Origin of the sequence: Thalassospira sp. (assembly GCF_030690045.1) — a bacterium.
Lineage (GTDB): Bacteria > Pseudomonadota > Alphaproteobacteria > Rhodospirillales > Thalassospiraceae > Thalassospira.
On sequence record NZ_JAUYHK010000002.1, the window covers coordinates 45,471 to 58,969 of the forward strand.

General features: G+C 53.8%; 12 protein-coding genes. 2 read left to right on the top strand and 10 right to left on the bottom strand.

Annotation, left to right across the window (positions count from 1 at the left end):
- Window positions 1-281 precede the first annotated feature (281 nt).
- The 8 genes from Q8O73_RS00915 to Q8O73_RS00950 all read right to left on the bottom strand — a co-directional run bounded on the left by Q8O73_RS00915 (window position 282) and on the right by Q8O73_RS00950 (window position 10,113).
- The gene (locus Q8O73_RS00915) at window positions 282-2,519 is read right to left on the bottom strand and encodes a class I SAM-dependent methyltransferase (RefSeq protein WP_305553514.1); all 2,238 of its coding nucleotides are present in this window, start codon (window positions 2,517-2,519) and stop codon (window positions 282-284) included.
- A 139-nt stretch (window positions 2,520-2,658) separates the two neighbouring features.
- On the bottom strand, window positions 2,659-3,828 hold the full coding sequence (locus Q8O73_RS00920; protein WP_305553517.1) for a flagellin: 1,170 nt from the start codon (window positions 3,826-3,828) through the stop codon (window positions 2,659-2,661).
- A 137-nt stretch (window positions 3,829-3,965) separates the two neighbouring features.
- On the bottom strand, window positions 3,966-4,433 hold the full coding sequence (fliW, locus tag Q8O73_RS00925) for a flagellar assembly protein FliW (protein ID WP_305553519.1): 468 nt from the start codon (window positions 4,431-4,433) through the stop codon (window positions 3,966-3,968).
- Window positions 4,434-4,497: 64 nt separating this feature from the next.
- Complete coding sequence (locus Q8O73_RS00930; protein WP_305553522.1) at window positions 4,498-5,709, bottom strand: flagellin; 1,212 nt, start codon at window positions 5,707-5,709, stop codon at window positions 4,498-4,500.
- 27 nt (window positions 5,710-5,736) lie between these two features.
- Window positions 5,737-8,151, bottom strand: coding sequence for a flagellar hook-associated protein FlgK (gene flgK, locus Q8O73_RS00935; protein WP_305553525.1), 2,415 nt, complete (start codon window positions 8,149-8,151; stop codon window positions 5,737-5,739).
- A 15-nt stretch (window positions 8,152-8,166) separates the two neighbouring features.
- Window positions 8,167-8,628 (bottom strand): hypothetical protein, encoded by a 462-nt coding sequence (locus Q8O73_RS00940; RefSeq protein WP_305553528.1) that lies wholly within the window; start codon window positions 8,626-8,628, stop codon window positions 8,167-8,169.
- 1 nt (window position 8,629) lies between these two features.
- Window positions 8,630-8,968, bottom strand: coding sequence for a rod-binding protein (locus Q8O73_RS00945; RefSeq protein WP_305553531.1), 339 nt, complete (start codon window positions 8,966-8,968; stop codon window positions 8,630-8,632).
- Window positions 8,969-8,970: 2 nt separating this feature from the next.
- Window positions 8,971-10,113, bottom strand: a complete 1,143-nt coding sequence (locus Q8O73_RS00950) for a flagellar basal body P-ring protein FlgI (protein ID WP_305553533.1) — start codon at window positions 10,111-10,113, stop codon at window positions 8,971-8,973.
- A 299-nt stretch (window positions 10,114-10,412) separates the two neighbouring features.
- Here Q8O73_RS00950 and Q8O73_RS00955 point away from each other — a divergent pair, with 299 nt between their 5' ends.
- Window positions 10,413-10,856, top strand: coding sequence for a flagellar assembly protein FliX (locus Q8O73_RS00955; RefSeq protein ID WP_305553536.1), 444 nt, complete (start codon window positions 10,413-10,415; stop codon window positions 10,854-10,856).
- A gap of 149 nt (window positions 10,857-11,005) precedes the next feature.
- Entirely contained in the window at window positions 11,006-11,425 is a 420-nt protein-coding gene (gene dksA, locus Q8O73_RS00960; RefSeq protein ID WP_305553539.1) for an RNA polymerase-binding protein DksA, read from the top strand.
- A 248-nt stretch (window positions 11,426-11,673) separates the two neighbouring features.
- Here dksA and flgH read toward each other — a convergent pair whose 3' ends face one another.
- Together flgH and flgA are read right to left on the bottom strand one after the other, a co-directional pair.
- Window positions 11,674-12,447 carry a flagellar basal body L-ring protein FlgH gene (flgH, locus tag Q8O73_RS00965; protein ID WP_305553542.1) on the bottom strand — a complete coding sequence of 258 codons (774 nt, stop codon included), beginning with the start codon at window positions 12,445-12,447 and terminating at the stop codon, window positions 11,674-11,676.
- 97 nt (window positions 12,448-12,544) lie between these two features.
- Window positions 12,545-13,498 (bottom strand): flagellar basal body P-ring formation chaperone FlgA, encoded by a 954-nt coding sequence (gene flgA, locus Q8O73_RS00970; protein ID WP_305553545.1) that lies wholly within the window; start codon window positions 13,496-13,498, stop codon window positions 12,545-12,547.
- Window position 13,499: the final 1 nt, after the last annotated feature.

Here is a 13,499-nt window from a genome sequence, read left to right on the forward strand (position 1 = left end):
AGACCCGGCACATCGCCGGAGTTCGTGTTCCGGGACTTCCTGTCCGCAAAAACACTGGTTAGTAGCGAAAACATACGAAAATAAAGAACAAGAGTCCAGAGAAATTATTTCGGCTAAAAAAGCGTTTGGATTCAATGATCTTAGATAAAGGTATAGGTCGTCGATTCGAGGGTATAGATTTTTAAATGCTCAAAATTAAGGGGATTTTGCAGGAAAAACCCCGGTCAATAATCATGTGATTGGTATCGATTCGGTTGTCGTGCAAGGGATGAGGGACCGTGTTATCGGGGCTTTTGGCACCAAAACTGGTACATTCCGCGAAATGTTTCAGGATGCTGTTCCTCAAACTTGTGCCAACGGGCGAGTCTTTCCTGATCCGGACATCCCCGATTTTCCTGCCGAAATCGGATAAGGGGTTGCGGAGTCGGTGTTTCAAAATCGATAAAGGTCAGGTCCAGTTGTTTGAGGGCGGATTCAATTTGTGGCAGGGTAAAGCGATGTTCCTGAACGTGGAAAATCAAATCCCGACAGGGGCTGAGACTGAAAAAGTCGGACCGCATGCAAAGAGTGATCAGATTCTGATCGCCTTTTTCAGCCTCGACAATGATGTCCTGACGGCAGCGCCGCATATCGTCTGTGGATGACGCATAGCCGCGTTTGGCAATAAATTCACGTGCTGCAATGACATCTGGCCGCCCGGTTTCACTATAGAGGCCGATTTTCATCAGGCCGCCGGGCCGCAACAACGAGGTCAAAACTTTCCATCCTGCCAGCGGATCGGCCATGTGGTGAAGTACGCCCCCGCATTCAATGATGTCAAATTGCCGGTCAAGCTGACCCAATTTTAGAATATCTGCCTGCATATATTCAATATTATCGATATTCATTTCGCGGGTTTTGCGCGCCGCATAACACAGACTGGACAGGCTGAGATCAATTGCCGTTACCCGTGCGTTGGCAAACCGGGCAGAGGTTTGAAGGGCATGCTGTCCGGTGCCGCAACCGGCAACGAGGATTTCTGGTGATTCGGGTGATTGATAATCCCCCAGATCGAAGCCCAGCGGTGATGAAGTCAAAATATCGCGTACGGAACGTGCATCGTTCAGCAAGGCCGTGCGTATCCAGCGCGGATAGGGGTTTTCCTCGTATTGGGCGCGGACGACTTGTGATACCTCATCCTGAATGCCAGTGGCATCCGGGATTTCGGTGCGTAACGCCTGTTCTTGCCGGGGTTCGGTTACCTGTCGCGAAATCACATTTGCAACGGTGTCGGGCCAGTCATGCGATGAAATGGCTGAAGCCCAGTCAAACACATGCAGGGCATCGTAACATCCAATGAGGGCAAGGAGACCGGGATTGATGCGATTCCCACCGGCAAACAGATTGCGGGCTGTGTCATGAATATGTGTCAGTATGTCTTTTTCAGGTTCGGTTACGAACCACGCATATTCATTGGCAAAGCATTGTTCGGCAAGTGTGGCGATAAAAGGTGTCAGAGCATCCAGATTGTTGTCTTGCGAAGCCATAGTCAGCAAATGCCGCCGCAATTGCGTCAGCATGCGTTCAACCCGAAGTTCTGCAATCGGGACCAGATTCAGTAACCGCAAAAACAGTGGCAGGCCGGAAAGCATATCAATTGTTTTAAGGCATTGCGCGGCGGCTACATTCGGGTTTGTGTTGAAAATTTCCAGCGCAGAATGGAAGTCAGGCTGGCACCGCAAGGCGCTGATGGTCGGGAACATAATCTCTGCCGGGCGGGTATCGGGTCTTTCCAGCAAATCCAGCAATGCTTTTTCAAGATTGTCATCTGTGGTCGTGAAGGACAGGCCTTTGACGCAATCCCCAAAGGCGAGCCAGTGCTGGTTCTCGCCGGGGCTCATGCTGATGGCCCGGCTGTGATGGATCAGGGCTTCCTTGTTCCGGCCAAGATGTTGCAAGGTAATACCGATTGCGGTTTGCAAATCGGCATTATATCCTTGCAGAGCTTGTGCACGCAGATAACTTTCCAGCGCAAGATCAGGTTTCTTCAACCTCAGTTGCAAATCACCAATTGCCTTGTGGGCTTCGGCATGATTGGGATTCAGCGTAACGGTCTGTTGATAATGCTTTAGGGCTTCGACCGTTTTTTTGCCTGTTGCAAGCAAGGCTCCCAAATTTTTGTGGGCTTCAGCATAGCCGGGATTGATGGCTATGGCTTTACGATAACTGGTTTCGGCCTCGAGGGTACGATCCATCGCGTTATAGACAACGCCCAAATTGTTATGGGCCTGAAAATAATTGGGTGCCACGGCCAACGATTTCTGAAGCAGTTCAACTGCCCGGTCATTATTGCCGGTTTGATGGAGAATCATGCCGAGAAGATGCAGGGCAACCGGCTGTGTCGGTTCAATGGCCAAGACCTGCTGATAAAGCTGTGCAGCTTCGACAAGTTGACCTGCGCCATGATGCCGGGTGGCGGCGGCAAGTGTTTCGGCATTTTCAGGGGATGATGGGGCGGGGGGCGGAGCGGGGGCGATCATTGGTTTGGCGTGCGGTGTTTTTTTTGCCTGCTTGTCCTGACGCCTGCGTTCTGCCCTGTTCATAACGGTATTCATCTTTCCCTGATTTTTTTATTGCCGGACGGCATGGCAGGCTTGCCATGCCGTCCGGTTATCCGGATTACTGCAACAGACGCAGCAGGTTCTGCGGCATCTGGTTGGCCTGGGCCAGCATCGCAACGCCCGACTGCACCAGGATCTGTTTCGAGGTGAAGTTGGTCATTTCGGCTGCAACGTCGAGGTCCAGAAGGGTCGAACGTGCTGCTTCGTTGTTTTCCTGCGAGGAACGCAGGTTCTGACCGGCAAAATCGAGACGGTTCTGTCCGACACCGACCGCGGAACGGGCGGCCTGCAAGGTGTCAATGGCTGCATTCACTTCGTCAATCGCAGCTTGTGCGTTGGCTTCAGTATCAACAGCCGAACCCGTAACGCCCAACGCACCCGTGTTGACGGTGGTCAGGTTGAAGGTCAACTGGTCTTCTGCGGCAACGTTACCCGAGCCGATCTGGAAAGTCAGAGAGGTTGGGCCGGTAGTCGCCAGAACATCAAACGTGTTGTTGGCGGTGATATCGGTACCAAAGGCAAACGCCGAGTTCAGGGTAATGGTGATGCCGAGATCACCAAAGTTGACATCCGACGTTTGTGCACCAGCCAAACCAGCCGTCGACAAGTCCGTCAGATCGACAGATTGCGAGAAGTTGGCGTTGTTGGTGTTCGTCAACGTCATGATATTGGTGGCGTTGTCGAAGGTGATGGAGATGGTGTCGTTGGCGGTCAGCGGTGCATCGGCCTTGATGTTGATCGCGGCAACACCGTCAGCGGCTTCGATGTTGGTGCCAACAGCGGCTGGATCGACACCAAAAGTATTTTGGCCTGACAGCAGTTGTATGCCATTGAATTTGGTCGAGGAGGAAACACGATCCATTTCATCCTTGAGCGACTGGAATTCATCATCCAGAAAGCCACGTTCCGTTCCCGAAAGGTTGCCGGATGCGGCCTGAACCGCAAGGGTTTTCATGCGGACAAGGATGTTATCAATTGTTGCCAGCCCGCCATCGGCGATCTGCAACATAGAGCCAGCCTGACCGACATTGACGGTTGCGGTTTTAAGCGACTGGACTTCGGAATTCAGACGGGCACCAATGGCCATTGATGCGGCATCGTCACGGGCCGACACAACGCGGGTACCCGAAGACAGTTTTGCCAGCGACCGGGTGGCCATTTCATCAGAAGCCAACAGATTGCGATGGGCAACGTTGGCGGCATAGTTGGAAATGATATTAAGGGCCATTTTAACTTCTCCTGCCTGGATGTATCTGATGGGCTTTTGACGGTAAAACCGGAAAAATTTGCCCACCGCTACTGTGGTTTTCCTCAAGGCACTTCAGGTATTCTAACAAAATTCAAAAGAACTTCAGGTATTCCGGCTTAAATATCGTGCTGCACAGGATACTTGTCGTGCGCCATGATATGTTGCCAGCCGACCTGACGTTTGGTGTCAATGATGATCGGCGCTTGCAGATTTACCGACATTGCAATTCCCGTGCCAGATGGTGAGGGGCGAATGGTTACCACCAGCAAAATCACCATGTCTTCCTGCGGAATTGCAAGGCTGCCAAGGGCGCGCTCGATATCTTCGGCAGAATAAATATTTGCGTCAGGATTATAGGGGGAAATGATGAAAGACAGATTAGCATCGGTCAGGCTTTGATACAGCTTGAACTGATCAAGAGTGCTGCCGGGAATATTGGCCAGACCAAAGGCATGATGTTCGGCAAAGCCCAGCAGGCCAACCGGCATATAGATGGCCTTGTTCCAGAAAAACTCGATATCGCCGAACCGGGTTTCGACGGTTACAGTTTCTGGAACTTTTTGTTCGGTTTCGCTGGTTGTCATTATATTCAATTTCCCCGTGATCATCTTTCAGGCGATTGGAGCCTGATTAAAACAATATGTGGTGCTAGCGCAGATAATTCACCAGCGAAATTTCGGATGATCGCGAAATCGCAAGGAAGCTTGCCTGAAGCGCCGTTCTATGTTGTTCGAGTTCTATCATAGTCAGCGGGACATCAACCGATTCAATATCGGTAATTGCCTGACTTGCGAAAACCCTGAAATCCTTGTGCTGGTTTTCATAGCGTTCGATATTGGAAATATCGATGCCGATCTTGCTTTGAACATTTGGCAAATTTTTAATGGCATTATCCAGATGGCCCATCGCAATATTCAAAGACGTCGGGTCAGTGGTGCTGCTCATGATTTGCAGGCTGCGGATCAGGCTTTCAAATGCCGGGTCATCGGCCAGAATGCCATAGGAAATATCATATTCACGGTCAACGCGCGCATTGAGTTGCTGCTGGTCACCCTGATAATAGCTGGTGTCGGCGCGCGGATTGGGGGCGTTGGTCATGTCAAGCGTGTCAAACAGATTGCCCAGTGACAGGCCACCTTCGGAAATGGCCAGATCGTCACCGGACAAATCCTCGATCACCAGACGCATGGTGTTGTTACCCGGATCGGCGCGCAGCGATGCTGTTGCAGGCGGATTGACATTGATGGCATCAATCAGGTCATTGACCGTGAAGGTATCATCATAATCCACTGTATTGCCATTAATGACCAGATTATTGTCTGTTGCAGGCGGCGGGGCGGTAACGCCAAGTTGCGCCAGCGTCATGGTGCCCGTGATGTTGGGCAATGTGGTGAAATAGGCATCCGGAAGAACCATATCATCAATATCGACCGCCGGGGCCTCGGACCGGCCCCCCGCGAAAAGATAGCGACCATCAAGGCGGGTATTGAGCAATGTGGAAACCTGTTCCAGAGCCTGCCTTGCCTCGACGTCAAGATTGACATCGCCTGCCTGATTAAGGTTCTGGGCCTGAACCAGCAGGGTTTTCATCTTGTTGGTGATGTCGGTCATGGTATCGACCGCACTTTCCATATTCTGAAGGCGCAATTTGGCCTGGGTCGAATTTTTCAGAAACTGGTCAATGCGCGTGACATCGCCTTCAAGATTAAGCAGGCGCTGGGTGCTGTCGGCAATACCGGCATAATCACGCGATTTATAACCGCTGGATGCCTGATTGTTCAAATTCGTAACATTTGATGCATTGCGCAAAGCAAGATCGCTTAGCAGCGTATGATTGGAATATGTTGCCACACGGGTCATAACCGCGTCTCCTTATGCTGCGTCATCTTAGACTGCATTCAGCAAAGCATCAAACAATTCATCAACTGTGGTAATAACCTTGGCCGATGCGGAATAGGCGCGCTGGAATATGATCAGATCGGACATTTCCTCGTCCAGATTGACGCCGGCCTCGTTCTGAAGGCGATATTCAAGATCGGATGTCAGCTGTCCGCGGAACTCGTAATCGCTGGTCGCGGCGGCGGCCTTTGTTGCATTTGAGGCAATAATGCCTGCCGCAAAATCCGTCAGGCTGGTGGTTGCGCCCGACAGGCCGCCTGCGGCCTCGAATTTTATGCCGGTGCTGTCAAAAACACCACTCAATGCCGCAGCGGCCCGGTTGTCGCCTTCATGGACGCCATATTTGATGCCAAGGCCAAGGGCGGTGGTCAGGCTGTCGGCACCCGTGCCAAGACTATCGGTAAAGGAAAACGCGTCACCATCGCCATCCTGAACCCGCAGGATATAGCCGCCCTGACTGCTGTCAAACACGACGCTGGCGGTGATGTTGTTGTTGGTCAGGGTCGCGTTGCCATTGATGGCATCGGCAATATCCTCAAGCGACATCGTATCATTATAATTGATTGTCACATCGCCGAATGCCCCGGAAATGGTGTAAATCCCGTCAGGGTCTGGCGGGTTGGAGGGCAGGGTGGCAATCGGGGCCGACGGATTGGTGATGACTGTTGCCGATTCATAGACCGAGGCATTCAATTCTCCGCGGACCAGTCGCGACGGGTCGTTGAAAATGCTTCTGGAAACCTCGATATTTCCCGCCAGATTGGGCTGATCTTCGGTCATGCCGATGGTTTCGAGCATGGTGCCGGAATCTGTCATCGACAGATTGGCATCCGAATCAATCACCAGACGGAACCGGGAACCGTCATTGACAAGATAAACGGCTTCGGCGGCATCGGCGGCGGACAATCCGGCACCCTGAAGGGCAAGGCGGATATTGTCCTGAACATCGGTCAGGCTGTCATTAGGGCCGTAATTGACCGTAATACCGGCGCCACCATTGTTGAAAATACCGGCCCCGGCATTGATGACAAATGAACTTGCCGTCAAATTCAGGGCGTTGTTGGCATTGGCAAAGGGTATGGATGTCATCGTATCGGACCGTTTGGCCGATGCAAAAAAGTCATTCAGCCCGAAATAATGCGACAGACCCTGTGTGCGGCCATCGCTGAGGGTCATTTCGCTATTCAGTTCATTGATCGCAACGCGGGCACCGTTCAGGCCTTCGATCACCAGACGGTTATCGACGATGGAGGCCGTAAGATGCGTCCCCGCCGCCGAGGCATTGATCGCATCTGCCAGACCCTGAACCGTCGCCGGGGTCGTTGGCAGGGCGATATCGGCATAGCTGTTGGCGGCGAACAGATCGCCACTGGCATTCAGGGCGGCAATCCGGAACGTTCCGGTTGCGGTTACCGGATCGGTGCCGGTGACAACGCGGGTGCCTGTCAGGTTGGCGGGCGGTGGAAAGGCCGTGCCTTTATTATGTTCGGCATTGATGGCATCGCGCAATTCCCCGGCCAGTTCGTTGATCTGGTCATTGAGCTGCGGCAGATCCTTATCACGCATGTCAAGCAATCCACGCAATGTGCCGGTTTGCAATTCACCCGTGATATCGACATCGCCAAGGCTGATGCCGCTGCCGCCGGTTCCGGGCGCATAGCCCGATGCAGGGGTGAATTCAAGGGTTTCCGGTGTCCGGTCCAGCAAGGTGCGTGATCCGTTGCCCGAAAACAGCACCATCGACCCATCCGAACGGGTATAGGTATTGACGTTCATGATCTTTGACAGCGCGTTGACCTTCTGGTCGCGCTGATCGCGCAATTCGGTGGTCGGCTGATCCAGATTGCTCATGCGGACAATTGTGGCATTCAGTTCGGAAATTTCAACCAGCAGGGAATTGGCGCGATCGGTTTCTTCCTTGATTTTGGCATCGGTGTCATTGCGCAATTGCTGGATCTGGTCCGACAGGTTTTCCAGCGTTGTTGCAACCTGAACGGCGCTTTCGATCACCTGAATTTTGGGAGAATTCTGTTCGGGCGTGGTGGCCATTTGCTCGAACGCATTGCCCAGATCGTTGATGCGCTGACTGATGGATGAACTGGATTGCGGGGTGCCGAACATGGTTTGCAGGCGGGTGTAAAATTCGTTGCGAATTTCGTCACGTCCGGCCTTGCCCAGTTCGCTGCGCAATTCCTTGAGCATGCCTTCGCTGACACTGCGGTAAATGTCGCCGACCTGAACACCCACACCCATGCCGCCCAGCGTCAGGGTTTCCTGACCGACAATTTTGCGCGAATAGCCGGGCGTATTCACATTGGCGATGTTCGACGATGTGATTGCAATGCGCGATTGTGCCGTATTCAGCCCGCTAATGGCGGTGTTGAGCGACTGTGTCAGGGACATGGTCTTGCTCCGATCCTAAAGCGTCTGGTTCAGGCTGACCGACAAGGTCGATTTTGGTTGCTTCTGGCTATAACCATTGCCCGGGGCACTACTGGCGCGGCCGGAACTGGTATAGGTGGTGCATCCTTCTTCGGCGCGGTCCTTGACCGCACGCACAATGGCATCAACCATGCGTCTGTTGGTGGCCTCCGCCGCCTTGAGGGCAATCATGTTGCGACGGGCGGCTTCCTGAAAACGGGCCTGAAGATCGCGCAATTCCGATTTGTTTTCTTCGGGCAGCAATTTGAGTTCGTCACCGCGCTGACGCAATTTGAGAACCAGTTGTTCATAGCGCATCGACAACGCCGATTTATCGGCGACAAAACGGTCATATTCCGAAATATCAAGGGTCCGGATGCCATCGGTTTCGCGCTCCAGCAGCGAAATCAGGTCATAAGTGACGCTTTTCAGTTCGATTACCATTTGATCGGTGGTCATCTCAATACCCCTCCTGGGCCTTCAGAATTTCTCTGGTGACGGCATCTGCAATTCCGATGCCATTTCCGCGGGCCATTTCCTTGGCATATTCATCAACCAGCATGGAACGGAACATGGTTTCGCCGTGGCCGCCGCCAAAATTCGGATCGGTTTCAATGCCGGAAAACATGTGACCCAGCATTTGGGACAAAAACATCGCTTCAAATTCCTCACCGGCTTTTTGGGCCTGGGCGAGATTTTTGGTTGCTGTGCCGCTATAGGATTTCAGGCGGGCGTCCTGTGCGCTTTCGATTCCGGATTGCGCCTGGGCAAACATCGCGGCGGTGCTGTCGATCATCATGATTACATTACCTCGATTTCGGCTTGCAGGGCACCCGATGCCTTGATCGCTTGCAGGATCGTGATCATATCGCGTGGGCCAACACCCAGACTGTTCAGGCCACTGACCAGTTCCTGAAGGCTGACGCCGGTATCGAGCAAGCCCAACTGGCGGTCGGCATCTTCGTCAATTTCAATCTGGGTGCGGTCAACCACTTCGGTATTGCCGGTCTGGGCAAAAGGGTTGGGCTGCGATACTTGCGGTGTTTCGGTCACCCGGATCGTCAGATTGCCTTGGGCGATGGCAACACGGTTGATACGGACATTTTCGCCCATCACAATGGTACCGGTATTCTCATCAATCACCACACGGGCGATCTGGTCGGGCTGGACCCGCAATTGTTCAATATCGGTCAGCAGGGCGACAACATCCTGACCGTAATTTTCAGGGATTTCGATGCGGACTGTTCCCGGATCGCTGGGGCGCGACGCGGTTTGCCCCAGATAGGCATTGATCGCATCGGAAATCCGGCGTGCGGTGGTGAAATCCGGGTTGCGCAGCACAACAGACATCGAACTCAGGGAATTCAGGTTGAAATCGATTTCGCGTTCGACAATCGCCCCATTGGCAATCCGTGCCGATGTGGGAACACCCTTGACCACGGTCTGGGCATTGCCTGCGGCCGAAAAGCCGCCCACCGCCAACTGCCCTTGGGCGACCGAATAAACCTCGCCATCCGCGCCGACCATCGGGGTCACCAGCAAGGTGCCGCCCTGAAGGCTTTCGGCGGAACCAATCGCGCTGACACTGACATCAAGGCGCGATCCTTGCCGTGAAAAAGGCGGCAGGGTGGCGGTTACCATGACAGCGGCGATATTGTCAGAGTCGATATTGTCAAGCTGATCCCGGACATTGATGCCAAGGCGTTCGAGCATGCCGACCATGCTTTGCCGGGTAAATTCGGCATCGCCCAGATCATCGCCGGTGCCATTCAGGCCAACAACCAGACCATAGCCAACCAGCATATTGTCCCGAACGCCTTCAAAATCGGCGATATCCTTGATCCGCGACTGGGCTTGGCTTTCGGATAACGGGGCCAGGGCCACAATGCCAAGCACGGCGCTTAAAGCAGCCTGTAATGCATATTTGCCAAGACGTTTGATCATTTTGCCGTTCCGCTATTCTGGGGGCGGAATTTGCCGCCGGTGTTATTCTGAAACACATGTAGCGAATTTTGTGCCAAAGCCGGTTTTCTGCGAATTTTGGATGTGTTGTGGCAAAGTTTTTCGATCAGACGCATCGCGCAGGGAAGGCGTTTCGACCACCCGGCATTTTTTTCCGATTGCCCTGATCCCGACTTTGCGGGAGACTCGGCTTTTCGCTGCCTCTGGCTTCCATATAGTCAGGCCACCACAAATTCACAGAGGCGGGATATGAACGACGACCAACAAGGCGAGAGACAATCATGAAGGTCAGCGGTTCCAAGGGGCCCGGTTCTGGGTCATCTGTTCGCAAAAAATCAGTGGGTGGCGGCAGTAGTGGTTTTGCCGATGCCGTGCGATCCCTTGATGCGGGCGGCAGTGCTGCGACAGCGGCTGGTGGCGTTCACGGGGCGGGCGGTGTCAGTGCCCTTGATGCCCTGTTGGCCTTGCAGCAAAGCGGCGATGCGTTGGATTCGCCCAAGAAACGGGCGGTGGTCCGTGCTGAAACCGTGCTGGAATATCTCGATGGTATTCGCGATGCCTTGTTATCGGGAACGCTTGCCGCCGGGCAATTACAACAGCTTGTCGGTATTCTTGACCACAAGCGTGACCTGCTTGACGATCCTGCTCTTTCCGGGGTTCTGGACGAAATAGAATTGCGTGCGCGGGTCGAACTGGCAAAGCTTGAGGTGGCCGGGTTGGTGTGAAATTGGTGATTGAACGATTTCGCCCCGCCTAACCATCTGGTTTCAAACACCTAATTGTTTTTCCGGTTGTGCGACGCAATCAGCTTGCACCTGTGGCCCGGTCCTTCTATATTCCCGCGCGATCGGTGAGTCTTGTATAGAGGGCATACATGACTATCACGCTAGCACCTGACTATCGTCCTGCAGAGGACGAGGAGTTCATGAACCCGCGTCAGCGGGAGTATTTTCGGCAGAAACTTCTGGCCTGGCGGGCCGAGCTTTTGCACGATTCATCTGAAACACTGGCGAGCCTCCAGGATGGCGGAGGACTGCAAGAGCCTGATATTACGGACCGCGCTTCTGCGGAAACCGAACGGGCGCTTGAACTTCGGACCCGTGACCGGGCGCGCAAACTGATTTCTAAAATTGATGCTGCTTTACGTCGAATTGAAGACGGATCTTATGGTTACTGCGAAGAAACCGACGAACCGATCAGCCTGAAGAGACTAGAGGCCCGTCCGATTGCGACCCTGAGCATCGAAGCGCAAGAACGTCACGAACGGATGGAACGCACCCGTCGCGACGATTAACCGTCGCAACGTAAATAAAAGCGCAAGCGGGAATAATGTCATTCGCAATGACATTTGGAAAAGCCCGGAAAGGCACAAAAAGCTGCCTTTTGGTGGGAGAAGCGCACGGATCGGGATAACCCGAATTAAGGGGCAGGCACCTTGGTGCCTGCCCCTTGTTTTTACATGATTACGCAAAAAGAAAGACCAGCCAACAGTCTGTTGACTGGTCGAAAAAAACAGGGGGGCGGAACCGGAGGAAATTCGGTTTAGAAGGGCAGAACGATATCCATGACCTCGCTGCCATAGCGTGGCTGCTGGACATCGGAAATGGTGCCGCGTCCACCATACGAAATGCGGGCCTCGGCAATTTTTTCATAGGGAACGGTATTGGCCGATGTGATGTCGGCAGCCCGGATTACGCCTGCGACCTGAACTTCGCGGACTTCGGCATTCACCCGGATTTCCTGGCGACCATGAATGACATAATTGCCGTTCGGCAACACCTGTATCACGATGGCGGCAACCTTGAGGTTGATCGCTTCTTCACGGTCAAGAGACCCGCTGCCGCGATTGGAATTGGCGCTGTTCATGTCAAACAGGTTGGCGGGGTTAATCGCCTCGGGCAGGACACCGGTCAATTCAGCCTCAAGTCCAAAAAAGTTCGGAACGGCAAGATCTTCGGAATTGGTGCGTGACCGCTCGGTGGTATTGGCCAGTTCTGCCTTGTCATCAATTTCGATCATCACGGTCAGGATGTCGCCCACCTGGCTGGCACGCTGATCCTTGAAGAAAGACCGTGCGCCTGAACGCCATAATGAATTGGGGTTGCTTTCGGCAACCTGCGGGGCGGGCATCGGCATGCTGATCGGGCGATAATCCGGCGACTGGGTCGGGTTATCGATGCCCGAAAGCTTCGGCGCCTCGCCAACTTCGGACAGGCGTTTCATGGCATTACAACCCGACAACAGGGTTGTCGCGCCAATCAGGGCAACAAGGACGGCAGTGTGCCGCAAGGATGACGGGATTTTAAGACGGGCCATTTTTTCCTCCTGGGTTCCGCACAGGATACAAAGCAACGAACGTGCCAGTTTCCGGAATGCTTTGCGGCAATGATTGCCGGGTGGAACAACAGGGGGATTATTGTGACATCGCCTGAATGGCGCGCACCTCGTTATCGGCGATGACTTCGACCTGAATGGTCTTGTTGCTTTGCAGATTGACCACCCGGATGACATCGCCCTCGGACCCGTCTTCGAGGGCCTTGCCGCGCGCAGTTAATGACATATTGGCGGTTTCCAGCCGGATGGTGACAAGCGCACCGCGTTTGACAAGGATTGGAGATGTGAAATCACGCGCCGATAACGGTTCGTTCGGGCGAACGGCGCGGCGGGCCTGTTTGCCAATCAGTTCATCGGCATTGCGGATAATGCCTGCCTGCAAGCGTTCGCTGGGGAATTTGCGCAAAACAATCTGGTCTTCGCGTACGACATCGCCCCGTTGCAAACCATCAACCAGAACAGGGATCAGATCGACAGGGTAAAATTTGCCGTTCATGCGGTAGCTGCGCCGCTGGGCTGTGCCGTCGCCGGTGGTGACTTCGGCAATGAAACGACCGGTCCGGCGATTGACATCAAGCCCGGTGATCGTGATGGCGGCGGCATTATCGACGGGAATGTGAATGCGAAAGGTCTCACCGCTCAGATCGACGATGAACGGTTCGGGAATACCATATTCGACGAGGGATTCTTCAACGGCATCGGTGATTTCACCGATGCTGATGGTCTGGCTGTCCCGGATGATCAAAATCTGGTCGGCAGTGGTGCTGGGTCGCCACGCAACCTTGTGGCGCTGCGCAATTCCGGCCAACCAGCGATAATCCAGTACCGTCTGACGGCCCGGTTGCGGGGCGTGCGCGACGGCAATTTCTTCCTGTTCCGGTGTCAGGCCGCTAAAAATATCGCCCAGTGTTACATAGGAACCGGTGACATTGGCCTGCGGTTTTAACAGCACAGCTGTTCCCTGTGCCACAACCGGACTGGTCAGGGCAAAAAACAGAACTGCAAAAACAAGGACAAAGGGACGGATCATCATG